Here is a 24108-nt window from a genome sequence, read left to right as displayed (position 1 = left end):
CGAAGCGAGACGGCAGGAATAGCTAACCAGCGGCCAGCAAACTGGCCGCCGCAAGTCAACATTTCCTTATAACATCCGGTCTCAGTTCGCCAAGACGCGTTGTGACGGGAAGGAGATTTCCACCAGCGTGCCATCGTTCGGCGCGGAGGTGATCGAGAAATGCGCCCGGTTCGCTTCCGCCATGGCCTTCGTCAGTGGCAGGCCGAGCCCGGTGCCGTCGCCGCGCTTGCGTCCGCCCGTCGTTACCTGCCGGAACGGTTTCATCGCCTGGTCCAGTTCGCTGCGCGTCATGCCGACGCCGGTATCGCGGATCCGCAGGATGACGCTGCCATTCGCCTCGTAGGAGGTCGATACGACGATCTGACCGCCCGACGGCGTGAAGCGGATGGCATTCGCCAGGATGTTGAGCGCGATCTGCTTGATCGAGCGGCCGTCGGCGACGACGTTCGGCACGGCTGCCGAAAGCGAGGTACGGATGATGACGCGCTGGCTGTTGGCCTGGGGCTGGACGAGAGACACGGCCTCGGAAATCGCCTCGTTGATCTCGACGGCGCCGAAGTCGAGTTCCATCTCTCCGGCTTCGATTTTCGAGATATCCAGGAGATCGTTGACGATATCGAGCACGTGCCGGCCCGACCGGCCGATATCGCCGGCATATTCGATATAGCGCGGATGGCCGACCGGGCCGAAATGCTCGCTTGCCATCATGTCGGAGAAGCCGATGATCGCGTTGAGCGGCGTGCGGATCTCGTGGCTGACGCGGGCAAGGAACTCGGTCTTGTGGGCGTTTGCCGTTTCCGCCGCGCGCTTGGCGTTCCGGAGCTCTTCTTCCGTCCGCTTCCACTGGGTGATGTCGCGGATCACGGCGCAGAAGCCGTTGGAAGCCGAAAGCCTGCCGATGGTCATGAACAGCGGGATGAAGCCGCCATTGGCCTCCCGCCCGATCACTTCGCGACCGTCATTCAGCACACTCGCCACGCCATGACCGGAAAGACCGTGCAGATAGTCGATGACCGCCTTCTGGCTCTCATGGGCGAAAAGCGCCGCGAAGGGTTTGCCGCGGATCTCGCCCTCGTCATAGTTGAAGAGGGCGCTGGCCGAACGGTTCACCGAGCGGATATCGCCGTCATGGCCGAGAACGACCACGCCATCGGTGGCTGTTTCCAGAATGGACTTGAGCTCGTCGATTTCCGTCTTCAGGCTCTCGATCTGCTCGCCCCCTGCGACCGCCTCGTCACCCTTGGCCGCTTCGGTGCTCGGCGCGCTCGCCGGTGTCAGTGCCAGCATCAGGGCGCCCTTGCCGTCCCAGCGGATCGAGTGCAGGCGGGCGGTGACCGGCCGCAATTGGCCGTCCTTGCGGATCAGCGTCATGGTGCCGTCGGGCTCGCCGTCGATTGCCTCTTCGCCATTGGCAAACAGCGCGTCTATGCCGCCTTCCTGCGCGAACGCGTCGAGGTCGTCATAGGCGGTGAGGCGCAGGAACTCCGGATTGGCGTGCAGCAATTGGTCGCCGCGATGGACGAGCATGCCGATCGGCAGGCTGTCGAGGATCTCGCCGCTGAGACCGATATCGGCCGTCTGCTGCTGGACTTCGATTTCGCCGGCCGCGTCGTCGGGTGTCTTCGCGTCGAGCGCGGTTTCGCTTCCGTCCGCCTCGACGGGTACAGCGTCTTCGATCTCCGGCTCGCCTGACGGCCGCATTGAAGCCGTGTTGTCGTCCTCGCTCGGGGGCAGGGGCTCGGCTGTTGTCGCGCGGACTGCTTCGCCGTTTTCCGGCGCCACTTCTGCCTCTTCGGCCGGCTTGCCGAAATTCTCGCCCAGTTGGCGGGCGATTTCGCGAAAGGCCGCCTGTTCGCCGCGCGTCAGCCCGCTCGCCGCCCGGTGCTGCTCGAGTTCGACGATCTTGTCGGAGGTCCGGCGGCCCGGTGTCTCCACGATGCGCAGCGCCGGGCGCTCGCCTTGGGAAGGACCCGGGGGCGACGCAGGCTCGTCAATAGGGCTTTCCTCTTCAGGCGGAAGATCCGCTGCTGCCGGCGCGACCGAGAAAAGCGGCAGGCCTTCGGGTTCGGCAGCGCCGCCCTCATCCGTGGCATGCTCTGCGGCAACCTGGCTTTCGGCCTCGATCTCGCCGGTTGGTCCTTCGCTCCCGGCCTCTTCCGGCAGAGATGAGGCCACGGGCCCGTCCACCCTTACCTCGGGGCCGAGCGCCAGGCCGTTGGCGTTCTCGTCCTCGACGGCATCGGCAAGGCGTACGATGCCGAACCCGCGGAAGCCGTCGAATTCGCGCGAGCGGGAATAGGTGGGCAAAGCGGCAAGATCGACCGGAACCTTGAGGCTCGTGCCTTGAACGGGCCAGAAGATCGTCTTGCCGGACCAGGTGTCGCGGCGCTGCAGCAGCGTGCCGATCTTGTGGTCGCGATCGAGATCGTAACGCACCGCAACATCGGTGAAGCTCATGCCGATCACGTCGGCCGCGCGCGGCCCCACCGCGGTCGCGAATTCCTCGGAAATTTCGCTGAAGCGACCTTCGGCATCGATTTTCCAGACGAAACGCACCGCACGGCCGCCAGGCGTAAAGACGAAGTCCGCCTGTTCCGTCGGAGCGATTTCCACCTCGCCGATTTCGCCCGTTTCGCCTTCGGCGCGGCGTTCCTCAGCTCCGTCGGCAGAAATCTCGGGGGGCTCGACACTTCGTTCCTCGGCATCGCTCTCGTCACCGGGCTGTGCCGCCTTAGCCTCGTCGCCGGTGCTGGACGGTTCCGGTTCGATGACGTCGTCCGCTGGAATGCCAGCTTCGTCCGTGACTTGGGCACCGTCGTCGACCTGCGCTTCAACGTCCGATGCCTTGGGTTCGTAGGCCGGTTCCAATGGCGCGACAGGCGCAAGACTTGCAGCCGGTTCGTCGACCATTTCATCGGTTGCCGGTTCGGCGCCGGATGCAATCTCGCTTGCGCCCGGATCCTGATCCTGGACTGGGGGCAGCACGGACGCCGGCTCGGCTGCGGGCGAAACGTCCTCGGGGTCGAGGGTGCCGAGGATGGTCTCGACAGCAAAGAGCAGATGCAGCGGCGGATCGTCGGCAATCTTGCCCACGGCCGCCGGCAAATGCCCCTTCCGGGTGGCCACCGGGCGTTTGATCAGCCAGTCATTGTCGCGCGAAACGGCGACGACGAGTTGCCTGCGCGTCTCGTCCGACATGCCGAGATCGGGAAAACCCAGGGAGTGCGCGACAATGGCGCCTTCACCATCGAGCACCGCCATGTGGGTATCGGGGCCGTCCAGGCCGGCGATCATTCGGGCGGCCCGATCCTCGATCGAAAGCGGCGCGCCCGTATGCGGTGCGGTAAAGAGCACGGCATCCTCGTCCGGCCGAACGCGGATCATCTCGACGGCGACATTGAGCGGCGTACCGCGAAAGCCCGAGAACTTCCGTATCGAAAGCTGGCGGCGATCGCCGACGCGTACGAGCTGCGCGGCCGCGGCGCGCAGCTGGCGCAGCGAAAGATCGTTCTGGTCCGGCCCCGCATCGATGAAATCATAGATCGATCCGGCGCCGAAGAACGCGGCGCCCTGGTCGTTTGCCCAGAGGATGCGTTCGAAATCCCGCGAAAACAGGATCGCCGCATCGCCGCGGGCGAAATGCTCTCGCACCCGCGCATGCACGGCGATGTCGATGAAGGGATACTGTCTCGCGGGCATGGACTGGCCTATTGACGGATCGCTTACGGGTTAACACTCTATTAATACCCGGCCCGCCCGCGAGGGTCCAGCGAGGCCCCGACCTTCGTCCCGGCTTTCACGGCGAAAGGTTAATGCCTCGGATTTTGTGCGCTGCACAATTTTATTGCAATGCACAAGGAGATCGATTATATAGTGCGCATCAAGCAACGGCGCCTCAAAAGAGGGCCTGACACCAAGGAGCGCTTTCATGGCTACCAAGAAGACCGACGACGTATTTTCCCTTTCCTCGTTCGACCCGGCGAAGTTCACCGACAGCTTCCGCGATTTCGCGGAAAAGGGTGCCGCCCAGTCGAAGGAAGCCTATGCCAAGATGAAGACGGCCGCCGAAGAAGCGACGAAGACCGTCGAAGCCACGCTTGAAAGCGCTCAGACCGGCACCGTCGAACTCGGCCTCAAGGCGATCGATGCGCTGCGCACCAATGCCGAAAACTCGCTTTCGCACATGGAAGCGCTGCTCGGCGTGAAGTCGCTCTCCGAACTCGTCGAACTGCAGACGAGCTTCATCCGCAAGCAGGCCGAACTCGCCGTCGAGCAGGCGAAGACCATGCAGGAAGCGACCAAGAAGGTCGCCGAGAACGTCGCAAAGCCGGGCAAGGAAGCTGCCGAAAAGGCAATGTCCTCCTTCAAGAAGGCCTGAGCCGACCGATTGCGTTGCCTGGCCGGTGGCGACAGGCCGCTGTTGCCCCCTGGATCTACGGGTGCGCCGAAATTCAAAAAGACCGGATGGGTTGCCATCCGGTCTTTTTGCAGGATAATCTCAAGTTAAGGCTTGCAAATCGACGGAAGTCTCCGTATGTGAGCCGCCAAGCGACACGACGTCGCCAGCCGTGCGGTTGTAGCTCAGTTGGTTAGAGCGCAGGTTTGTGGCACCTGAGGTCAGTGGTTCGACCCCACTCAACCGTACCATTTCTTCCCTATCTCACGGATGTTGAAGCATTTTGTCGAAGCCGCCGGCGCGAGCATCGCGCGCTCAGAACAGCTTGGCCATCGCTCTCAACGCCGTCACGTCATCGACGCCATTCTGGTAGAGCTCGATCAGTCGGGCGGCCAGTGCAGTGGCCTCGGCTGAGCGGCGCGGGAGATTTCTTTCCCGTATCGCATCGCTGAAGACGTCGTCGATCTTGATGAATTCACCGGGCAGGATTGGCCTGCCCGTTACAGCGACAAGCATCGTTCCATCCTCCTTGCTCGACTCCACGTACGAATCGCTTCCGCGCGATCCCGCGCGCTCGTGGGCAATTGCCCCGAACCATCGCACGGGAGTCTCCCATTGAGCAGAAACGCTGGGAGACGGCGCTCTGTTCCTGCGCTGCGATACCCAAAACGGGTCGATCGGTGACGCTACCGCAGTCAGCCGGAGATGAAAGCCGGTCCGGTTGCGCGAATTGCCCGTCGCGTACAGAGGCGATGGCGACTGTCTTCCTCAGGCGTGAAATCAGCGGCCGCTGACGCCTTCCGTCCGAATAGACATTGGCGCCATCCGTCGGTAAAATTTCGACAACGGATTCTCGGAAGGCGCTGCAATCCATGGCCAACGAATCCATCACACGCAGGCTCGCTGCGATCCTGGCTGCTGACGTCGTCGGTTATAGCCGGCTGATGGAGCGTGACGAGAAAAACACCTACACACAGCTCATGGCGCGCTGGAAGGAGGTTCTGGAGCCACTTGTCGCCACCCATCAAGGCCGTGTCTTCAAGACGACGGGCGACGGTGTGCTCGTCGAATTCTCCAGTGCCGTCAATGCCGTCGAATGCGCCGCAGCACTTCAGCAAGCGATGACGGCGGCAAACCGGGACGTACCGGCGGATCAGGCAATCGTGCTGCGCGTCGGGGTCAACATGGGCGATATCATGGTCGCCGACAGCGACCTCTATGGCGATGGCGTCAACGTCGCGGCCCGGATAGAAGCGCTCGCCAAACCGGGCGGCGTGGCGATCTCGGATGGGGTGCACGAATATGTGCATGGCCGCATCGACCTCGATTTCGTCGACAGTGGCCAGCACGAGGTCAAGAACATCGAGCGCCCCGTGCACATCTGGAGCTGGTCGCCGGACGAATATGACGCGCCGGTGAAGGTTGTCCCCGAAGCGCCGCCGCAGCTCCCGAGCCGGCCATCGATCGCCGTACTGCCGTTCGACAACATGTCCGGCGATCCGGAACAGGGCTATTTCGCCGACGGCATCACCGAGGACATCATCACCGATCTTTCCAAGGTTTCAGGCCTCTTCGTCATCGCCCGCAATTCCTCCTTCGCCTATAAGGGCAAGTCACCGGATATCCGTCAGGTCAGCCGCGATCTCGGCGTTCGCTACGTGCTTGAAGGCAGCGTTCGCCGTGCCGCCAATCGGATCCGGATCAACGCCCAGATGATCGACGGAACGACAGGCGGTCATCTCTGGGCCGAACGCTACGACCGCGGAATGGAAGACATCTTCGAGGTTCAGGACGAAGTGACCCGCACCATCGTCACTGCGCTCAAGGTAAAGCTGACGGCCGGCGAAGAGGAGCGGCGCGAGACTCGCAGCAAGGTCGACCCGGAAGCCTATGACCTGCTCGTCCGATCCCGCCAGGCCATCCTGCGGTTCGACGTGCAATCTTCCGCCGAGGCGCGCAGCATGCTCGAGCGCGCCATCTCCATCGATCCGGGCCTTGCCGCTGCCTATGCGTCGCTCTCGATCGTCGCCTTGACCGACTACATCAACCGGTGGAACGGCGGGACATTCGACAATATTTCGCGTGCCCTCGAGCTCGCCGAAAAGGCTGTCGAAACCGACGAGAACGAGGCGCATGGCCATCATGCCCTGTCGCTCGCGCTCTGCTGGGCACGGCGTTACGACGAGGCGGAAGTCGCGGCGCAGCGCATGCTCAAGCTCGACCCCAATTCCGCCGGTGGTCACACGGCTCTCGGCTCGATCCGGGATTTCCAGAGCCGGTTCGAGGACGCGCTGCCCTATTACACGCGGGCCCACCGGCTCGATCCGCAATTCGACCTTTCGCTGCACTTCCTTGGGCGGACCCTGCTCAATCTCGGCCGCTTCGACGAGGCCGAGATTGCCTTCAAGCGTCGACTGGCACTGGCTCCTCGTTCGGACATGACGCGTTTCTATCTCGCCTGTCTCTACGGCCGCACCGGGCGCCATGAGGAGGCGCGGCGTTATTGGCATGAGGTGTTCGAGGTCAATCCGAATTTCTCGATAGATCACCTCAGGCGTGCCATGCCCTACAAGGATCCGGGCGTTCTGGGCCGGTTGGTGGACGGACTACGGGAAGCCGGGATTTCGCTTTAGATGCGACGCGGGACGACCTGCATTCTGGGACGCTCTGTCCATCGCTCCTGGAGGGAAGGGCGCGTGCCGGGAAGCGCGTGCCGTGCACGGACCATGAAACGCCGTTTGCTGCTTGCTCGTGAGCCAATGTGGGGCCATTCTCAGCTTGATTATGGCTATGCGCTTGGACGGGAGGTCAGACCGGGCGACGCTTGATCTCGACCCCGCACCATGACGGGGCCGAGTGCATTTTGCGCTGGAGCAGGGCGTTTACGCCGCGCTCAACATCGCAGAGCTTGCCGTGCGGCCTCTTTTTCTGGTCCTTCGGGCGAGGAGGTTGACCATGTCTCCACAATATCTGGACCATCCGTTACGATTGGGCGACCAGGCTCCGAACTTTGTGCTGGATGCGATCTCACGCGAGGGGAAGATCGCACTCGATGATTTTCGCGGCCGTCGTCCGTTATTGGTCGGGTTGTATCGGGGCCTGCTGTGTCCCTTCTGCCGGCGCCATGTCGCGGCGATGGCGCAGTTCAACCCGGCGCTGCGCGAAAAAGGCGTGGATTCCCTGGCGGTGGTGAACACCCCGGTCGAACGCGCGCGGCTCTATTTCCGCTATCATCCGATACCCGGCCTTCTTGCTGCGTCCGACCCGGAGCGGGCGTCACACCGTGCCTTCGGCTTACCTCTCATCGAGTTCACGGAGGACGAGACCGACTGGCCACGCAGGGTCGGGATGGACCTCGTCAAGACGATGCGGGTCGATCTGCCGAGCGAATTGCCCGAACCGATGGACCCGGCGACGGCCGGCGACCTCCTGAGCGAAAAGGACGGATACGAAATCACGGACGCCGATCAGCAGGTGAGGACACCCGGCCATATGCAGCTTGTCGGCCATTTTCTGCTCGATCGTGAAGGTGTGGTGCGCTGGAGCTTTACGGAAGTTGAGGACCAGGGCCAAAACATGTGCCAGGCGCTCAATCCCGAGGAGTTGTTGGCGGCCGCTTCGCAAGTCGCAGATTGATAGCGACAATTCGCTCGACGAGGCCGCCGGGTCGCTACTGCATGTTTCCTTGAATCGTATCCGCTCTAAGGACAAAAACATGCAGCACTTCAAAGTGCTACGGCGGCCTTTGCGCGTCCGAAGACGCACGGCGTTGTAGCGCACGATTGGTCCGCGGATTTCTCCGTTGAGGTGCATCAGATGAAGATCTGGTGCTCCGCCATTACCAGTTCCTGCAGGAAGGCGACCACCGTGCGCACGCGCACGAGGTCGCGGGCGCTTTCGTGGTAGGTGGTCCAGTAGGCGCGGCGGATGGTCGTCTCCGGCAGCACGCGTTTGAGCTCCGGCGTGTGGCGGGCGATGTAATTGTGCAGGATGCCGATGCCGGCGCTGGAGCGCACCGCCTCCGTCTGGCCGGTGGCGCTGGAGATTTCGAAAGAGGCATCCCAGCTTCGCATGATCTCGGCAGAAAAATTCAGCGATGGCGTGAAGATCAGGTCCTCGACATAGCCGATGCGGCGATGCTCCCTGAGGTCGTCGATCGTCCGTGGCGTACCGTGCTTTTCGAGATAGGCTGACGAGGCGTAGAGGCCGAGCGTGTAATCCGTGAGCTTGGAGGAGACGAGACGCCCCTGTTCCGGCCGCTCGATGGTGATCGCGATATCGGCCTCGCGCTGCGACAGCGAGAAGGAACGCGGCACCGGCACGAGCTGCAGTTTCAGCTCCGGATAGCGAGCCGTCAGCCGACCGAGGCGCGGCGCCAGGAAAGACACGCCGAAACCGTCGGGTGCGCCGATGCGAACGGTGCCGGCGATTGCCGTATCGATCCGGCCGATCTGCGACTGCGCTGCCAGCATCTCGGTTTCCATCCGCTCGGCTGCCGTCAGGAAGATCTCTCCCTCGGCCGTCAGTTCGCAGCCGTTCGGCCGGCGCACCAGAAGCCGCGTCTTCAGCGTTTCCTCGAGCGCGGTCACCCGGCGGCTGAGAGTGGCATGGTTGACGCCGAGCCGTTTCGACGCCGCCAGGATCTGTCCGGTGCGCGCGACGGCTAGAAACATTCTGACATCGTCCCAGTTCATAGTGTCGAAACCTCGGTGCGCAGCCGTGGACTTTAATTTCTGCACAACGGTTGCTGAATGTAGGAAATTGATTTGTTGAAATCGTAGTGCGATCATGCCGCCACAATCAAGGTCTGGAGGAACCACCATGTACGAAATCGGTCATTTCATCGATGGTAAGCGCGTTGCCGGCAAGAGCGGCCGCGTCAGCAACATCTTCAATCCGGCAACCGGCGAAGTACAGGGTACGGTAGCGCTCGCCAGCGACGCGGAACTGGCGGCAGCGGTCGAGAGCGCCAAGGCGGCGCAGCCGAAGTGGGCGGCCACCAACCCGCAGCGTCGCGCCCGCGTCTTCATGAAGTTCGTCGAACTCCTGAACGCGCACATGAACGAGCTTGCCGAAATCCTTTCGCGCGAACACGGCAAGACCATCGAGGACGCCAAGGGCGACCTCGTCCGCGGCCTTGAAGTCTGCGAATTCGTCATCGGCATTCCGCACCTGCAGAAGAGCGAATTCACCGAAGGCGCAGGCCCCGGCATCGACATGTACTCGATCCGCCAGGCCGTCGGCATCGGCGCCGGCATCACGCCGTTCAACTTCCCGGCGATGATCCCGATGTGGATGTTCGCCCCGGCGATCGCCTGCGGCAACGCCTTCATCCTGAAGCCGTCCGAGCGTGACCCGTCCGTTCCGATCCGCCTCGCTGAACTGATGATCGAAGCGGGCCTGCCGGCAGGCATCCTCAATGTCGTCAACGGCGACAAGGGCGCGGTCGACGCGATCCTCACCCATCCGGATATCGCCGCCGTCTCCTTCGTCGGCTCGACGCCGATCGCCCGCTACGTCTATGGCACGGCGGCGATGAACGGCAAGCGCGCCCAGTGCTTCGGCGGCGCCAAGAACCACATGATCATCATGCCCGACGCCGACCTCGACCAGGCCGCCAACGCGCTGATAGGCGCTGGCTACGGCTCGGCCGGCGAGCGCTGCATGGCGATCTCGGTTGCCGTCCCGGTCGGTGAAGAAACCGCCGACCGCCTGATCCAGAAGCTGACCCCGATGGTCGAAAGCCTGCGCATCGGCCCCTACACCGACGAGAAGGCCGACATGGGCCCGGTCGTCACCAAGGAAGCCGAGCAGCGCATCCGGAACCTGATCGATAGCGGTATCGAGCAGGGCGCGAAACTGGTCGTCGACGGCCGCGACTTCAAGCTCCAGGGCTATGAGAACGGCCATTTCATCGGCGGCTGCCTGTTCGACCATGTCACGCCCGACATGGACATCTACAAGACGGAAATCTTCGGACCGGTTCTCTCGGTCGTTCGCGCCAAGAACTACGAGGAAGCCCTCGATCTGCCGATGAAGCACGAATACGGCAACGGCGTCGCGATCTACACCCGTGACGGCGACGCTGCCCGCGACTTCGCCTCGCGCATCAACATTGGCATGGTTGGCGTCAACGTGCCGATCCCGGTTCCGCTCGCCTACCACTCCTTCGGCGGCTGGAAGTCTTCGTCCTTCGGCGACCTGAACCAGCATGGTACGGACTCGATCAAGTTCTGGACCAGGACGAAGACCATCACCGAGCGCTGGCCCTCGGGCATCAAGGGTGGAGCCGAATTCGTCATACCGACGATGAAGTAACGGGACACGATATCCTCCCGCCTCGGGGCCTCCTTCGGGAGGCCCTTTTTGTTGGATCCGGCGCATGGCAAATGCTGCTGGCTATCCACGACCGCTACGGCACCAAACGAAAACAGCGGGCCGGGGCCCGCTGTCGGTAACTCGAAAACTCGACCTTAGCTCGCGATCATTCCTGCGGACCGTCGTTGTAGCCGACCCTGTCGACCAACTCCGACGCCTTCTTGCGGTTGGCTGCGATCTCGGCGAGCGGCAGTTCGTCCGGCTTGATCGTGCCGAAGGACTTCACGACGTCAGACGGTTCGGCGCCCGGCAGAACCGGATATTCGAACACCTGCTCGGCGTAGATCTTCTGGGCTTCGCCTTCCGAGAGGAATTCCATCAGCTTCAGCGCGTTTTCCTTGTTCGGGGAATTCTTGGCGAGCGCCATGCCCGAGATGTTGACGTGGGTGCCGCGGTCCTTGGCGTTCGGGAAGAGCACCTTGATGGCAGCCGCCCACTCCTTCTGTTCCGGCTCCCGTTCGTTGGTCATCATCAGACCGACGTAGTAGGTGTTGCCGAGCGCCAGGTCGCATTCGCCGGCGAGGATCGCCTTGGCCTGGTCGCGGTCGCCGCCGTCGGGCTTCTTGGCGAGATTGTTCTTGAGGCCGGTCAGCCACTTCTCGGTCTCGGCCTCGCCGTGGTGGGCGATCATCGAGGCGAAAAGGCCGATGTTGTAGGAGTGCTGGCCGTCGCGGGTGCAGATCTTGCCCTTCCACTTCGGATCGGCAAGCTCCTCATAGGTGATGTCGTTCTGGGCGACGCGATCCTTGGAGGCGTAGACGACGCGGCCGCGTGTGGTGAGCCCGAACCAGTTGCCATCAGGATCGCGGAAATGTGCCGGGATGTCCTTGTTGATCGTCGCGTTGACGACCGGCTGCGTGACGCCTGCGTCCTTGGCTTCCGTCAGGCGGCTGATGTCGACGGTCAGGATCACGTCGGCTGGCGAGTTGGCGCCTTCGGCCTGGATGCGCTCGACGAGACCCTTGTCGAGGAAGAGCACATTGGTGGTGATGCCGGTTTCCTTGGTGAAGGTATCGAGCAGCGGCTTGATCAGATCGGGCTGCCGGTAGGAGTAGATATTGACCTCACCGTCGGCCCAGGCGGCGCTCGTCGTAAGCAGGGTTGCCGTCAGGGACAAAATGCCCATCGCTGCTCTTGAAACGGACATCGCTTCCTCCATTTTCTTGTTTGAGCTAAGTTAACAAAATCGCTCATCTTTCTGACGTCGACGCCGCAAACAGTCAATCGGGAAACCGCTAACACTCAAGAAGAAGTGATTTTTCAAGGTTTTTGGAATTGTTCCAAACTACGATCCGTCCTATATGATGAACTCGTGAACCTCTCGAATGCCGGAGTGAATGATGCGTCTGACGAAACAAACGAACTACGCGGTTCGCATGTTGATGTACTGCGCTGCGAACGGAGAAAAGCTCAGCCGCATTCCCGAAATCGCCAGGGCTTATGGCGTTTCCGAGTTGTTTCTCTTCAAGATTTTGCAGCCGTTGACCAAGGCCGGCCTGGTCGAGACCGTTCGTGGCCGCAATGGCGGCGTGCGTCTGCCCAAGCCCGCATCGGCCATTACCCTGTTCGATGTCGTCAAGGTGACGGAAGACAGCTTCGCGATGGCGGAGTGTTTCGAGGCGGGCGAGATCGACTGTCCGCTCGTCGATAGCTGCGGCCTGAACGCGGCACTCCGCAAGGCGCTCAACGCCTTCTTCGAGGTGCTGCAGGGCTATACGATCGACGACCTCGTCAAGGCGCGTCCGCAGATCAACTTCCTGCTCGGCCTCGAAGAGACGAAGCGTCCGCAGACGACGGCCGCCTGACGATCCCATACCCATGTGCAGCAAATCAAAGTGCTGCAGCGACCGTTGCGCGTCTAAGACGCGCGGCGCTGTAGTGGAGGTTCGCCGCCTCTCACGTCTGCGGTAGATACTCGCGCAAAATGAAATCGATCGCAGTCGGGTCGATTTCCGCCTTGTCGATGCGGAAATCCGCACCGTACTCCTCCAGATTCTGAAAATACGGAGCGGCGAGCGACGCCGAAATCACCCCGATTGGCCCGATGTAACCCTGGTGCCGGAGCGCCGGCACGGTCTCGCGGAAATCGAGTTGCGGGTGTAGCCGGTTGTCCAGCAGGATCATCGACACCGGTTTGCCCGAGCGCAGGAACTCCAGCGCGTCTTCCATCGTCCGGCAATAATGCAGTTCGATCTGGATGTTGCTTACCTTGCGGATCAGCGCACGCAGGATCAGGTTTTCCGTCGGATCGTCGTCAACGAGCAGGATGTGGGCGTTTCGCGTCATGACCGATACCCTTGCTGACTTGCGGGCGTCCTGTTCGTGGGGCGTTGCGTAATGCAATACCACGCATCGGCTGTCACTGGATGATCTGTTCTCGGATCGCCTTCGCCACCATCTGGGTGCGGTTGACGACGTCTAGCTTCTTCAGGATCGTTGCGGTGTGGGAATTTACGGTGTGCTCCGACACGGAAACGATGAGGGCGATCTCGCTTGCCGTCTTCCCGTGCGAGATCCATTTGAGAATTTCGGTTTCCCGCGGAGTCAGGCCCATGCCGGTCTTGTTGGCCAGGGCGACGCGATAGAAATAGTCGAAGGCTGAGACCGCGTCATAGGCAAGCTCGAAATGTTCGGCGCGGCCGATGTCGTCGCCATCGCCGAGAAAGAGCACCGCATAGCGGGCGCCGGTCGCGGCCGCATGCACGGGCACGCTGAGGAGCAGCTCGAAGCCAAGTTGCACGAGCAAATTCTGGCCGGCGTCGCAACCCGGGTCGTCCGTCCGCCAGACGGAGGAAATCGCCGACCGGTGCAGAGTCTTGTAGAAAAGAGAGTCACCGAAGCGGTGGCGCTTGTCGTATTCCTCGGCGAGACCGGACGGCAGATCATGCAGCACCAGGCGGCTGGACAGCATGCACGCGTCGTTCTCGTTGCCGAGTTGGAGAATGCCGAAATGGCTGAAGCCGAACCGGAGTGCCATCGTGTGGAAGATGCGGAAGAAGTCGACGCGGTTCAGCGCTTTCTCGAGGTCGTCGCGAAGGTCGTACCGCCTGTGATTTTCCAGCAAAGCCGCCACGGAATGGCTATCCCCTTGTCGTCGCGCGGCAGTCTATCCAGCGCGCCGGCGCAATCAACCGGCAAAGATCGGCTGTGGCATTGCTGGCAGCAAGCGTCATGCCCGTCCCTCGGCAGCCCTGCCGAAAGACGGCGATCTGTAAAAGGCGGCTGCCGGTCCCTCCCAAGGACGTCTGGGCACGTCGATTGTCTCCCCCGAGTTTGTATACATTTTATTGCACAATCCCGTTGGTGATTTCTACCATAGTATCTTGGGATTGACGGAAAGCTGTAGGGACCGAATCGAGCCTCGTGCGGTGAATGATCGCGTATTTCGCCAGCCCGCCGTTCGCGGTAGAATAGAAGTGGGCATCCGGGGTGAGACTAACCCCGGTGGAGGGACGGACGAGGCGTGTGACAAACCCTGCGGAAGCAGGCGGAAGCCTTGGTCCGAAAGCGTCGCGCTGCACTGATTCGTCAGCCGATTCTAAAACAGTGGACAGATATCCCGGCTCTACCTGCGGACGAATTTTTCGCATAGACAAATTTATGCGGCGACTTATTGCAATGCGACGCCAAATGTCGTTCCATCCGGCCTTGACCGGGGGGCAACGGCGTTCCGCGTCAGGAAAACACGAGAACAAAAACAAATCTGGGAAGCAAAGCTCATGAAAAAGCTCACTACTCTCTTTGCAGCGACGGCGCTTGCCACGCTGATGGCCGGCTCTGCCTGGTCGAAGACGTTCGTCTATTGCTCGGAAGGTTCGCCTGAGGGTTTTGACCCGGGTCTGTACACCGCCGGCACGACCTTCGACGCGGCTGCGCACACGGTCTACAACCGCCTGCTCGAGTTCAAGAAGGGCACGACCGAAGTTGAGCCGGGCCTCGCCGAGAGCTGGAAGATCTCCGACGACGGTCTCGAATACACCTTCAAGCTGCGTCCGGGCGTCAAGTTCCAGACGACTGAGTTCTTCACGCCGACCCGCGACCTCAATGCAGACGACGTCGTCTTCTCCTATGAGCGTCAGCTCAAGGCCGACAACCCGTGGAACAAGTACATCGCTGGCGCTTCGTGGGAATACGCAGCCGGCATGGGCTTCCCGGAAGTCATCAAGTCGGTCGAAAAGGTCGACGACCTGACCGTCAAGTTCACCCTGACGCGCAAGGAAGCGCCGTTCCTCGCCAACATCGCGATGCCCTTCGCTTCGATCCTGTCGAAGGAATATGCCGACAAGCTGCAGGCCGATGGCAAGATGGAACAGATGAACCAGATGCCGCTCGGCACCGGTCCGTTCGCCTTCGTCGCCTACCAGCAGGACGCCGTCATCCGCTACAAGGCGAACCCGGATTACTGGGGTGGCAAGCAGAAGATCGACGACCTCGTCTTCGCGATCACCACCGACGCTTCGGTTCGCTTCCAGAAGCTCCAAGCCGGCGAATGCCACCTGATGCCGTACCCGAACGCTGCCGACGTTGAAAAGATGAAGGCAGACCCGAACCTGAAGGTCATGGAACAGGCCGGCCTCAACGTCGCCTACCTCGCCTACAACACGACCCAGGCTCCGTTCGACAAGGTCGAAGTCCGCAAGGCGCTGAACAAGGCGATCAACAAGCAGGCAATCGTCGACGCCGTCTTCCAGGGCGCTGCCCAGCCGGCCGTCAACCCGATCCCGCCGACGATGTGGTCCTACAACGACAAGCTCGAAGACGACACCTACGAGCCGGAAGTAGCCAAGAAGATGCTCGAGGACGCAGGCGTCAAGGACCTGTCCATGAAGCTCTGGGCCATGCCGGTTTCGCGTCCGTACATGCTGAACGCTCGCCGCGCGGCCGAGCTGATGCAGTCCGACTTCGCCAAAGTCGGCGTCAAGGTCGAGATCGTTTCCTACGAGTGGGCCGAATACCTCGACAAGTCCAAGGCCAAGGATCGTGACGGTGCCGTCATCCTCGGCTGGACCGGCGACAACGGCGATCCGGACAACTTCCTCGACACGCTTCTCGGCTGCAATGCCGTCGGCGGCAACAACCGCGCGCAGTGGTGCAACGAGGAATTCGACAAGCTCGTGAAGAAGGCGAAGGAAACCTCCGACATCGCCGAGCGCACCAAGCTCTATGAAGAGGCGCAGGCCGTCTTCAAGCGCGAAGCGCCGTGGGCGACGATCGACCACTCGCTCTCCGTCGTTCCGATGCGCAAGAATGTCGAAGGCTTCGTTCAGAGCCCGCTCGGCGATTTTGCCTTCGACGGCGTGGACATCGTCGAGTAATTTAGTTAACTGATCGTTAAGGGGGCGTTTGTCATAGGGCAAGCGCCCCTCTTTGCATCTACCACAGCGCCGCGCGTCTGATCAGGCGCGCAAAGGTCGCTGTGACAATTTGAGTTGCTGCATGTTTTTGCCCTAGGATCCGGTAGGATTTAAGCAGACATGCAGTGGTGCCAGCGGCGGGATACAATGCCGCGGCAACGTGGCGCGGGGTGTAACATGTTCCGATTTCTCATGGGGCGATTGGCTGTCCTGATTCCGACATTCATCGGGGTCTCCATCATCGCCTTCTCCTTCATTCGCCTGCTTCCGGGCGATCCCGTAGCGCTGCTTTCGGGCGAGCGCGTCATGTCGCCGGAGCGACATGCGGAAATTTCTCATCAACTCGGTTTCGACCGGCCGATCGTGGTCCAGTACCTCGATTATCTCTGGGGCGTGCTTCAGGGGGACTTCGGCACCTCGATCGTGACCAAGAAGCCGGTCATCGACCAGTTCTTCGAGCTGTTCCCGGCAACCGTCGAGCTTTCGCTCTGCGCGATCCTCTTTGCGGTCATTCTCGGCATTCCCGCCGGCGTGGTCGCGGCGATCAAGCGCGGCTCGGCCATCGATCAGGCGATGATGGGCACCGCGCTCGTCGGCTTTTCCATGCCGATCTTCTGGTGGGGCCTGCTGCTGATCATGCTGGTCTCCGGCATGCTGCAGTGGACGCCGGTCTCGGGCCGCATCTCGCTGATGTACTTCTTCCCGCCGGTTACGGGCTTCATGCTGGTAGACTCGCTGCTGTCCGGCCAGGCCGGTGCCTTCAAGTCTGCGGTCAGCCACCTGGTCCTGCCGACGATCGTGCTCGGCACCATTCCGCTTGCGGTCATCGCGCGTCAGACGCGTTCGGCGATGCTCGAAGTGCTCTCTGAAGATTACGTGCGCACGGCGCGCGCCAAGGGGCTTTCGACTTTCCGTGTCGTCGGCGTTCATGCGCTGCGCAATGCGATGATCCCGGTGGTCACCACCATCGGCCTGCAGGTGGGCGTCATGCTCGCCGGCGCGATCCTGACCGAAACGATCTTCTCCTGGCCGGGCATCGGCAAGTGGATGGTGGATTCGGTGTCGCGTCGTGACTACGCCGTCATCCAGGGCGGCCTCCTGGTCATCGCCGCGGTGATCATGCTGGTCAATCTCATCGTCGACCTGCTCTACGGTCTCATCAATCCGCGCATCCGGCACTAAGGAGGGCGTCATGTCTCAAGCTGCTGCAACAAGCGCCGTTTCGACCGATCCGTCCCGCCGGGCGCGACTGGCCGAGTTCTGGTATTACTTCGCCGAGAACCGCGGCGCCGTCATCGGCCTCGTGTTCTTCCTGTTCCTCGTTCTGCTCGCCGTCTTCGCGCCGTGGATCGCCCCGCATGATCCGGTGGCACAGTACCGCGATGCGGTGCTGGTCCCGCCCGTCTGGCAGGAGGCCGGCCGCGCCGACTACCTGCTCGGCACCGACGCCGTCGGTCGCGACATGCTGTCCCGCCTGATTTACGGCACTCGCTTCTCGCTGTTCGTCGGCGTCATCGTGACGACGCTGTCGCTCGTCGGCGGCATCGCGCTCGGCGTCATCGCCGGCTACTTCCGTGGCTGGGTCGATACCGTCATCATGCGCGTGATGGACATCATCCTTGCCTTCCCGTCGCTGCTGCTGGCCCTTGTGCTCGTCGCGGTGCTCGGCCCGGGCCTCGTCAACGCCATGATCGCCATTGCGCTCGTCTTCCAACCGCACTTCGTGCGCCTGACACGCGCTGCCGTCATGAGCGAAAAGACCCGTGACTATGTCGTTGCCGCCAAGGTTGCCGGTGCCGGCCATGGTCGCCTGATGTTCAAGACGATCCTGCCGAACTGCATGGCGCCGTTGATCGTCCAGGCGACGCTCTCCTTCTCGAGCGCCATTCTCGATGCTGCGGCCCTCGGCTTCCTCGGCATGGGCGCCCAGCCGCCGACACCGGAATGGGGCACGATGCTCGCCGAAGCACGCGAGTTCATCAGCAGCCACTGGTGGGTGGTCACGCTGCCGGGCATCGCGATCCTGGTCACGGTGCTGGCGATCAACCTGATGGGTGACGGCCTGCGCGATGCGCTCGATCCCAAGCTGAAGAGGTCCTGATCATGGCGCTTCTCGAAATCGAAAACCTGGTCGTCGAATTCCAGACGGCCTCCGGTCCCTTCCGCGCCGTCAACGGCGTGTCGATGAAGGTCCACGAGGGCGAAGTTCTGGCGATCGTGGGCGAATCCGGCTCGGGCAAGTCCGTATCGATGCTGGCCGCCATGGGACTTCTGCCGTGGACGGCGAAAGTCACGGCCGACAAGTTGGCCTTCAACGGCCGCGACCTGCTCGGCATGTCGGCGAATGAGCGGCGCAAGATCGTCGGCAAGGACATTGCCATGATCTTCCAGGAGCCGATCGCCAGCCTCAACCCGTGCTTCACGGTCGGCTTCCAGATCGAGGAAGTGCTGCGCGTCCATATGGGCCTCGACAAGGCCGCCCGGCGCAAGCGGGCGATCGAGCTGTTCGAGGCGGTCGGCATCCCGGATCCGGCCGAGCGGCTCAACCACTACCCGCACCAGATGTCGGGCGGTCAGTGCCAGCGCGTGATGATCGCGATCGCGATCGCCTGCAACCCGAAGCTTCTGATCGCCGACGAGCCGACCACCGCGCTCGACGTGACGATCCAGAAGCAGATCCTCGACCTCCTGATGAAGCTGCAGGCCGAGCACAAGATGGGTCTGATCATGATCACGCATAACATGGGCGTGGTTGCGGAAACCGCCGACCGGGTGGTCGTCCAGTACAAGGGCCGCAAGATGGAAGAAGCCGACGTGCTGACTCTCTTCGAGAATCCGAAGAGCAACTACACGCGCGCACTCCTGGCGGCTCTGCCTGACAACGCAACCGGCGATCGTCTGCCGACGATTTCCGAACTCTTCGTCGATGAGGGAGCTGCCCAATGAGCGTGATTCTCGAAGCGCGCAATCTGGTGCGCGACTACCATATCCCCGGCGGTCTGTTGAAGAAGGCGAAGACCGTTCACGCGCTCAAGGGCGTGAGCTTCAGCGTCGAACAGGGCAAGACCCTGGCGATCGTCGGCGAGAGCGGTTGCGGCAAGTCGACGCTTGGGCGCATTCTCACGCTGATCGATCCGGCAACCTCGGGCGAACTGCTGATCGAGGGCAAGAAGATCGACATTGCCAAGGGCGACATGACGCCGGAGATGCGCCGCAAGGTGCAGATCGTCTTCCAGAACCCCTATGGCTCGCTCAATCCGCGCCAGAAGATCGGCGACATCCTGATGGAGCCGCTGGTCATCAACACCGATACGCCCGCCGACGAGCGTCGGGATCGGGCGATGACGATGCTGAAGAAGGTCGGTCTCACCGAACTGCACTTCAACCGCTACCCGCACATGTTTTCGGGCGGTCAGCGCCAGCGCATCGCCATTGCGCGCGCGCTGATGCTGAATCCGAAGCTGCTGGTGCTGGACGAACCGGTGTCGGCGCTCGACCTGTCGGTTCAGGCACAGGTCTTGAACCTGCTCGCCGATCTGCAGGACGAGTTCAAGCTGACCTACGTCTTCATCAGCCACGATCTTTCGGTCGTGCGCTACATCGCCGACGACGTCATGGTGATGTATTTCGGCGAGGCCGTGGAATATGGCAGCCGCGACGAGGTCTTTGCGGATCCGAAGCACAGCTATACCAAGACCCTGTTTGCCGCGACGCCGCGTGCGGATGTGGCGAGCATCAAGGCCCGGCTTGCCAAGAAACGGGCCGCCTGAACCTTCGCCCATGAAATGAAACACCGAAGCCGGGCAGCCACTGTCCGGCTTCTTTGACTCGGGGACGCGATCGTGTAGAGGTGTCGCGCCGCCTTCACTTCTCGCCTTTCGGCGGCGGGCAGCCGCTTTTCGGCCGGACGGACCCGTTCGGCCCAACCTCAGGAACACGATCATGGAAATCAAGCGTTTCGAAACCGGCCCCCGTATGAGCCAGGCCGTGGTCTACAACAACACCGTTTACCTCGCCGGCCAGGTCGGCAATGCCGGTGACGATGTCGTGACGCAGACGAAGCAGGCGCTTGCCGAAGTCGACCGTCTTCTGGCGCTCGCCGGCACCGACAAGACCCGTATCCTGTCGGCCACCATCTGGCTCGCCGACATGGCCGACTTCCCGAAGATGAACTCGGTCTGGGACGCCTGGGCTCCGCAGGGTCATACCCCGGCGCGCGCCACCGGCGAAGCCAAGCTCGCGACCCCGGAATATCTCGTCGAAGTTATCGTCGTCGCTGCTGCCGCCTAAGGCCCGCGGTACGATCGTCGCGTTTTTCCGCGCCGCCGGCCCCGGGTCCGGCGGCGTTTTTCGTTGCGTAGCATGAGCGCGCTAGCGGAACCAATCGACGTGCCCGCACGTTAACTGTCCGATCCAAGAAACCGGCCGAAAAACCAGGCCAACTCAATTGGGAGGACTGTCTATGCTCTATTGGCTGCCACGGATCTGTGTCCTTCTCCTCGCAGGCATCCTGATCGGGTTTGGTCTCGTTCCGCACACCGCAGCAGGTGTCGCCTATACCTTGCTCATCATCATTCTGGGTCTCGGCCTGCTGTCGCTGACCCTGCACGTCTTCCCGCCGGAGCATCATTGATCGGGCGCCAAGGCGACGACTGTCCTTCTCTGCGATGAGTGCTGGACCGTCAGGGCATAGGGCTCTGGCAGGCGGTCGCGCATCGCGCGTCACAGGGAGGCGCTATCCGGGTGGATGAGAGAAAGCGAGGCGTGATGGTGGAAATGTTGCGGCAGGTCGCGTCCCGGCAGAGGTCGAAGCGCCTCATCGACGAGGAAATCGCGGTCGTAACAGCAGCGCCCTCAGCGGCCCCAAAGCGCGATGCAATCGAAATCCTCGTGGCCTGGAGCATTGTTGGCCTCTTCGTGATTGCCTGTTCGGCCGCCGTCTATACCATGGAAACGATCCTGATGCCGGTTGCGCTGGCGATCGTCATCGGCATCGTGCTGGGGCGCGCTGCCGATAGCCTGGCGCGGTTCGGCTTGCCACCCATCATGGGCGGCCTGCTTCTGGCGGTGTTCTTCGCCCTTGGCCTTTCGGCGATCGTCAACACATTGCTCGGCCCGTTGAGCGACCTCGCTCAACAGGCGCCTCGCCTCGCGGAGAGCGTCATGGAGCGCCTGCTGCCGTTCATCGAGCGGTTCGAGTGGGGCCGGCTGGCGCTGGCCCGGGGCGCGGGCGAAGATGCGATGGCCGACACGGTTATCAAGAATGCCGGGCCGATGCTCGGTCTCGTCGTCGCCGGATTGACGCCGGCGCTGGTTCAGACCCTGATCTTCCTCGCCGCCCTCGGCTTCTTCCTGCTTGGACGGCTGCAATTGCGTCGGGCCCTGATCCTTGCGTTTACCAGCCGGGAAAGCCGCCTGAACACCATTCGCATCATGAATGCGATCGAGGAGGCTTTGGCGCGTTATTTCTCGATTGCCAGCCTGGTCTATCTGGCGCTGGGTGTCGTCACGATGTTGATCGCGCTCATCGGTGGGCTTGCCGTGCCGCTGCTTTGGGGGTTGTTCGCCTTCGTCTCCAGTTTCATTCCCTATCTCGGCGTCACCGCCATGACCGCTGGATTGCTGGTGGGCGGGCTTATGACCCACGAGACGATTCTGCTGATCGTTGCTCCGGCCGCCGCCTTCTTCGTCGTCCATCTTGCCATGGAAAATCTGGTGATGCCGGCGATCCTGGGAAACCGGCTCGAGGTCAACCCGTTCCTCGTCTTCCTGGCGATCATGTTCTGGACATGGATGTGGGGCGCCGTCGGCGCCATGCTGGCGCTTCCGCTCTCGCTGATCGCCATGGCGATCGTAGAGGAAATGCGCGAGCAGCCGTCGGAACGACAGCTTCCCGGTTAGAGCGCCGTGCGTTCATATGAACGCACAAAGGACGCTGTAGCACTTTGAAGTGCTGCATGTTTTTGTCCTTTAATCGGCTACGATTAAAGGAAACATGCAGTAGTTCACGTCAGCGCCGGGCCGAGCGTGCATGCTCGTCGAAGAACAGGGCCTGGCTGATCAGCGCCTTGACCATGTCCGGATTGAACGGCTTTGTGACGAGGAAGGCCGGTTCCGGTCGCTTGCCGGTGAGCAGCCGTTCCGGGAAGGCGGTGATGAAGATCACCGGCACTGCAGCCTGCGCGAGGATTTCGTTGACGGCATCGATACCCGAGCTGCCATCGGCAAGCTGGATGTCGGCGAGCACCATCTTCGGAGAGGTTTTGCGATAGAGATCCATAGCCTCCGTATGGGTGCGGGCGATGCCGGTGACCTTGTGACCGAGGCTGGTTACCATGTCTTCGATGTCGAGCGCGATCAGCGGCTCGTCTTCGATGATCAGCACGTCGGTCGCGACCTGGCGCGAGATATCTTCCGAGGCAGCCGTCAACAGCTTTGAAAACTCGCCTTGGCTCAGCCCCATGATCTCGGCCGCATCGGCGATCGAGAAGCCTTCGACCGAGACGAGCAGAAAGGCCTGGCGCGGGGCAGGCGCGATCAGCGAGAGGTTGGCGGCCGCCTGTTTCTCCCAGGCAAACGGCGAGGCGTTTTCCGTCCGATCGATCGAAATCTTCTCGAACTGCGAGCAGAATAGCTTGTAGAGGCTGATTCGGTCGTTCGACGTGTCCGGAAAGAGGCTGATGTCTTCGATGAGTGCTTCGAGAACGGCGGCGACATAACCGTCACCCGCAGCCTGCGAACCGGTGACGGCGCGGGCGTAGCGGCGCAAAAAGGGCAGATGTGGCGCGATCCGGGTCGAAAGTGACATCAACGACTTCCTTAGGTGCAAAACGATTCGTTTGTTTTCTGAGGATAGGGGAGATCCGGCGGAATACGTGAATGGTTTTGAACACGTTTTTCGGCCTAGAGCATTCCACTTTCAAGTGGAATCACTTGAAAGTGGAAAGATGCTCTAGAAACAAAGTGCTAGAGCGACCTTAGTGCGTTCATCTGAACGCACGGCGCTCTAGAGCAAATCCGGCAAACCCCTGCAGCGGTCTTCCGTGCGGGCGGATTGAAGACACGGGAAGACGGCAAGCGGCGGTAGATATTGAGCATGGATGACGGGATCGAAAGACGGGATGGGCCGGGCAGGGAATTGGATGTGGCCGCAGAAGGCCCGGATGCCCATGGATTGATCGGCGCCCGATTGAAGGCGCTATACCAGGCCTTGGAACAGGAGCCGGTTCCCGACCTCTTCATCGATCTGCTTGAAAAGCTGGAAAAAGCAGAAGCGACGGCTGAACGCGCGTCCTAACCCGCTTTACGGAGAAACGGGCTTTGGCCCGTCTCTCCATTGTCATGCCGATCAGCAGGCCGCCTCATAGCGACGGCCGTAGCGGTCGCGATAGATGCAGCGGCCCGGCTCGTTGGCATGTCCGATGAGCGCACCGGCGACACCACCAATCGCTGCGCCGACGGCTGCACCTCTGACATTGCCTGTTGCTGCGCCACCGATGATGGCGCCACCGGTTGCGCCGATTGCTGCACCCTTTTCCGTTTGCGTGCAGGCGGCCAGTGGGAGAATGAGGCTTGCTACGATCAGTAACTTTTTCATGACGCGTTCCTATCTGAAGGTTGCTCTGTTGAACATAGAATCGGTTGCTCGAAATTGATTTGCCGGGACTGATGACGAACAGAATGACGACAATGAGGCATCTGTCGGTCGCACCCCGTGCCGCGTCATTGGCCAGCTTTGACTTGCTCGTAAGGAGCGAGCTCCGTGTGGTGTGTCTTTGCCTCCCAGCATCTCCTCCATCGCTCGGCCGCAGTCGCAGCACCTGTTATCGTTGCGAAAACGACGACTGCGGCGTTTTGTTCCATAGCCTCCGCTCGGGCATCGCATCGTGCGGCGGTAGTGTATCGCGCAGTCGTGCTCGTCGGCGGCAGTGACGGCTGCCGGAGTGGGGAGTGGTGTTCTCGCGAATCTAAAGCGCGAGG

The 24108-nt window shown here is 61.8% G+C and carries 22 protein-coding genes and 1 tRNA gene; 15 read left to right on the top strand and 8 right to left on the bottom strand.

All coding sequences use genetic code 11. The features are described 5' to 3' along the window. Positions 1–81: 81 nt before the first annotated feature. Positions 82–3699, bottom strand: a complete 3618-nt coding sequence (locus AC0C6X_RS02015; protein ID WP_472951647.1) for a PAS domain S-box protein — start codon at positions 3697–3699, stop codon at positions 82–84. Between the two features lie 229 nt (positions 3700–3928). Between AC0C6X_RS02015 and AC0C6X_RS02010 the strand changes: the two genes are divergently transcribed. Continuing rightward, positions 3929–4378: a phasin gene (locus AC0C6X_RS02010; protein WP_173515659.1), complete on the top strand. Its 450-nt coding sequence runs from the start codon at positions 3929–3931 to the stop codon at positions 4376–4378. 192 nt (positions 4379–4570) lie between these two features. Continuing rightward, a tRNA-His gene (locus tag AC0C6X_RS02005) sits at positions 4571–4647 on the top strand. Between the two features lie 64 nt (positions 4648–4711). On the opposite strand, the gene AC0C6X_RS02000 is transcribed toward AC0C6X_RS02005, so the two are convergent. After that, entirely contained in the window at positions 4712–4912 is a 201-nt protein-coding gene (locus AC0C6X_RS02000) for a hypothetical protein (RefSeq protein WP_173514874.1), read from the bottom strand. Positions 4913–5268: 356 nt separating this feature from the next. Between AC0C6X_RS02000 and AC0C6X_RS01995 the strand changes: the two genes are divergently transcribed. Both AC0C6X_RS01995 and AC0C6X_RS01990 read left to right on the top strand, forming a co-directional pair. Beyond that, a complete protein-coding gene (locus AC0C6X_RS01995) occupies positions 5269–7029 on the top strand; it encodes an adenylate/guanylate cyclase domain-containing protein (protein ID WP_173515660.1) in 1761 nt (586 codons plus the stop codon). Between the two features lie 322 nt (positions 7030–7351). Next, complete coding sequence (locus AC0C6X_RS01990) at positions 7352–8032, top strand: peroxiredoxin-like family protein (RefSeq protein WP_472951850.1); 681 nt, start codon at positions 7352–7354, stop codon at positions 8030–8032. Positions 8033–8208: 176 nt separating this feature from the next. Here AC0C6X_RS01990 and AC0C6X_RS01985 read toward each other — a convergent pair whose 3' ends face one another. Next, positions 8209–9090, bottom strand: a complete 882-nt coding sequence (locus AC0C6X_RS01985) for a LysR family transcriptional regulator (protein ID WP_173515661.1) — start codon at positions 9088–9090, stop codon at positions 8209–8211. A 127-nt stretch (positions 9091–9217) separates the two neighbouring features. Between AC0C6X_RS01985 and AC0C6X_RS01980 the strand changes: the two genes are divergently transcribed. After that, positions 9218–10714, top strand: a complete 1497-nt coding sequence (locus tag AC0C6X_RS01980; RefSeq protein ID WP_173515662.1) for a CoA-acylating methylmalonate-semialdehyde dehydrogenase — start codon at positions 9218–9220, stop codon at positions 10712–10714. Between the two features lie 166 nt (positions 10715–10880). Here AC0C6X_RS01980 and AC0C6X_RS01975 read toward each other — a convergent pair whose 3' ends face one another. Continuing rightward, the gene (locus AC0C6X_RS01975; RefSeq protein WP_472951847.1) at positions 10881–11900 is read right to left on the bottom strand and encodes a Fe(3+) ABC transporter substrate-binding protein; all 1020 of its coding nucleotides are present in this window, start codon (positions 11898–11900) and stop codon (positions 10881–10883) included. A 214-nt stretch (positions 11901–12114) separates the two neighbouring features. Between AC0C6X_RS01975 and rirA the strand changes: the two genes are divergently transcribed. Further along, the gene (rirA, locus tag AC0C6X_RS01970; RefSeq protein WP_173515664.1) at positions 12115–12579 is read left to right on the top strand and encodes an iron-responsive transcriptional regulator RirA; all 465 of its coding nucleotides are present in this window, start codon (positions 12115–12117) and stop codon (positions 12577–12579) included. A gap of 91 nt (positions 12580–12670) precedes the next feature. Here the strand turns inward: rirA and AC0C6X_RS01965 are convergent, their stop codons facing one another. Both AC0C6X_RS01965 and AC0C6X_RS01960 read right to left on the bottom strand, forming a co-directional pair. Next, positions 12671–13060, bottom strand: a complete 390-nt coding sequence (locus tag AC0C6X_RS01965; RefSeq protein ID WP_472951643.1) for a response regulator — start codon at positions 13058–13060, stop codon at positions 12671–12673. Positions 13061–13133: 73 nt separating this feature from the next. Further along, positions 13134–13847: a helix-turn-helix transcriptional regulator gene (locus AC0C6X_RS01960; protein WP_173515666.1), complete on the bottom strand. Its 714-nt coding sequence runs from the start codon at positions 13845–13847 to the stop codon at positions 13134–13136. A 646-nt stretch (positions 13848–14493) separates the two neighbouring features. Between AC0C6X_RS01960 and AC0C6X_RS01955 the strand changes: the two genes are divergently transcribed. From AC0C6X_RS01955 to AC0C6X_RS01920, 8 genes are all read left to right on the top strand, one after another. Next, the gene (locus tag AC0C6X_RS01955; RefSeq protein ID WP_173515667.1) at positions 14494–16089 is read left to right on the top strand and encodes an ABC transporter substrate-binding protein; all 1596 of its coding nucleotides are present in this window, start codon (positions 14494–14496) and stop codon (positions 16087–16089) included. A 216-nt stretch (positions 16090–16305) separates the two neighbouring features. After that, positions 16306–17310: an ABC transporter permease subunit gene (locus AC0C6X_RS01950; RefSeq protein ID WP_173515668.1), complete on the top strand. Its 1005-nt coding sequence runs from the start codon at positions 16306–16308 to the stop codon at positions 17308–17310. A 10-nt stretch (positions 17311–17320) separates the two neighbouring features. Next, a complete protein-coding gene (locus AC0C6X_RS01945) occupies positions 17321–18229 on the top strand; it encodes an ABC transporter permease subunit (protein WP_173515669.1) in 909 nt (302 codons plus the stop codon). A 2-nt stretch (positions 18230–18231) separates the two neighbouring features. Then, positions 18232–19074 carry an ABC transporter ATP-binding protein gene (locus AC0C6X_RS01940; protein ID WP_173515670.1) on the top strand — a complete coding sequence of 281 codons (843 nt, stop codon included), beginning with the start codon at positions 18232–18234 and terminating at the stop codon, positions 19072–19074. After that, positions 19071–19898 carry an ABC transporter ATP-binding protein gene (locus AC0C6X_RS01935; protein ID WP_173515671.1) on the top strand — a complete coding sequence of 276 codons (828 nt, stop codon included), beginning with the start codon at positions 19071–19073 and terminating at the stop codon, positions 19896–19898. Before AC0C6X_RS01940 ends, AC0C6X_RS01935 begins: the two co-directional genes overlap by 4 nt. 172 nt (positions 19899–20070) lie before the next feature. Then, positions 20071–20418: a RidA family protein gene (locus AC0C6X_RS01930; protein WP_060516475.1), complete on the top strand. Its 348-nt coding sequence runs from the start codon at positions 20071–20073 to the stop codon at positions 20416–20418. Between the two features lie 172 nt (positions 20419–20590). After that, the gene (locus tag AC0C6X_RS01925; RefSeq protein WP_173515672.1) at positions 20591–20761 is read left to right on the top strand and encodes a hypothetical protein; all 171 of its coding nucleotides are present in this window, start codon (positions 20591–20593) and stop codon (positions 20759–20761) included. A gap of 137 nt (positions 20762–20898) precedes the next feature. Then, a complete protein-coding gene (locus tag AC0C6X_RS01920; protein ID WP_472951844.1) occupies positions 20899–22029 on the top strand; it encodes an AI-2E family transporter in 1131 nt (376 codons plus the stop codon). A gap of 109 nt (positions 22030–22138) precedes the next feature. Here AC0C6X_RS01920 and AC0C6X_RS01915 read toward each other — a convergent pair whose 3' ends face one another. Then, positions 22139–22936, bottom strand: coding sequence for a response regulator (locus AC0C6X_RS01915; RefSeq protein ID WP_247958070.1), 798 nt, complete (start codon positions 22934–22936; stop codon positions 22139–22141). Positions 22937–23224: 288 nt separating this feature from the next. On the opposite strand from AC0C6X_RS01915, the gene AC0C6X_RS01910 reads away from it, so the two are divergent. Beyond that, complete coding sequence (locus AC0C6X_RS01910; RefSeq protein WP_173515674.1) at positions 23225–23425, top strand: NepR family anti-sigma factor; 201 nt, start codon at positions 23225–23227, stop codon at positions 23423–23425. 51 nt (positions 23426–23476) lie between these two features. Here AC0C6X_RS01910 and AC0C6X_RS01905 read toward each other — a convergent pair whose 3' ends face one another. Further along, positions 23477–23725 (bottom strand): glycine zipper domain-containing protein, encoded by a 249-nt coding sequence (locus tag AC0C6X_RS01905; RefSeq protein WP_173515675.1) that lies wholly within the window; start codon positions 23723–23725, stop codon positions 23477–23479. Positions 23726–24108 lie beyond the last annotated feature (383 nt).

Source organism: Ensifer sp. VA4, assembly GCF_055710065.1.
Note: the sequence above shows the minus strand (reverse complement) of the source record. Positions and strands in the feature narration are given on the sequence as shown.

What these genes read in the sequence shown, in the direction of transcription:
- AC0C6X_RS02015 (WP_472951647.1), bottom strand. Translation starts at nt 3,699, where the DNA reads ATGCCCGCGAGACAGTATCCCTTCATCGACATCGCCGTGCATGCGCGG.
- AC0C6X_RS01945 (WP_173515669.1), top strand. Translation starts at nt 17,321, where the DNA reads ATGTCTCAAGCTGCTGCAACAAGCGCCGTTTCGACCGATCCGTCCCGC.
- AC0C6X_RS01965 (WP_472951643.1), bottom strand. Translation starts at nt 13,060, where the DNA reads ATGACGCGAAACGCCCACATCCTGCTCGTTGACGACGATCCGACGGAA.
- rirA (WP_173515664.1), top strand. Translation starts at nt 12,115, where the DNA reads ATGCGTCTGACGAAACAAACGAACTACGCGGTTCGCATGTTGATGTAC.
- AC0C6X_RS01935 (WP_173515671.1), top strand. Translation starts at nt 19,071, where the DNA reads ATGAGCGTGATTCTCGAAGCGCGCAATCTGGTGCGCGACTACCATATC.
- AC0C6X_RS01915 (WP_247958070.1), bottom strand. Translation starts at nt 22,936, where the DNA reads ATGTCACTTTCGACCCGGATCGCGCCACATCTGCCCTTTTTGCGCCGC.
- AC0C6X_RS01985 (WP_173515661.1), bottom strand. Translation starts at nt 9,090, where the DNA reads ATGAACTGGGACGATGTCAGAATGTTTCTAGCCGTCGCGCGCACCGGA.
- AC0C6X_RS01975 (WP_472951847.1), bottom strand. Translation starts at nt 11,900, where the DNA reads ATGGGCATTTTGTCCCTGACGGCAACCCTGCTTACGACGAGCGCCGCC.
- AC0C6X_RS01905 (WP_173515675.1), bottom strand. Translation starts at nt 23,725, where the DNA reads ATGAAAAAGTTACTGATCGTAGCAAGCCTCATTCTCCCACTGGCCGCC.
- AC0C6X_RS01940 (WP_173515670.1), top strand. Translation starts at nt 18,232, where the DNA reads ATGGCGCTTCTCGAAATCGAAAACCTGGTCGTCGAATTCCAGACGGCC.
- AC0C6X_RS02010 (WP_173515659.1), top strand. Translation starts at nt 3,929, where the DNA reads ATGGCTACCAAGAAGACCGACGACGTATTTTCCCTTTCCTCGTTCGAC.
- AC0C6X_RS01980 (WP_173515662.1), top strand. Translation starts at nt 9,218, where the DNA reads ATGTACGAAATCGGTCATTTCATCGATGGTAAGCGCGTTGCCGGCAAG.
- AC0C6X_RS01950 (WP_173515668.1), top strand. Translation starts at nt 16,306, where the DNA reads ATGTTCCGATTTCTCATGGGGCGATTGGCTGTCCTGATTCCGACATTC.
- AC0C6X_RS01910 (WP_173515674.1), top strand. Translation starts at nt 23,225, where the DNA reads ATGGATGACGGGATCGAAAGACGGGATGGGCCGGGCAGGGAATTGGAT.
- AC0C6X_RS01955 (WP_173515667.1), top strand. Translation starts at nt 14,494, where the DNA reads ATGAAAAAGCTCACTACTCTCTTTGCAGCGACGGCGCTTGCCACGCTG.
- AC0C6X_RS01925 (WP_173515672.1), top strand. Translation starts at nt 20,591, where the DNA reads ATGCTCTATTGGCTGCCACGGATCTGTGTCCTTCTCCTCGCAGGCATC.
- AC0C6X_RS01930 (WP_060516475.1), top strand. Translation starts at nt 20,071, where the DNA reads ATGGAAATCAAGCGTTTCGAAACCGGCCCCCGTATGAGCCAGGCCGTG.
- AC0C6X_RS02000 (WP_173514874.1), bottom strand. Translation starts at nt 4,912, where the DNA reads ATGCTTGTCGCTGTAACGGGCAGGCCAATCCTGCCCGGTGAATTCATC.
- AC0C6X_RS01995 (WP_173515660.1), top strand. Translation starts at nt 5,269, where the DNA reads ATGGCCAACGAATCCATCACACGCAGGCTCGCTGCGATCCTGGCTGCT.
- AC0C6X_RS01990 (WP_472951850.1), top strand. Translation starts at nt 7,352, where the DNA reads ATGTCTCCACAATATCTGGACCATCCGTTACGATTGGGCGACCAGGCT.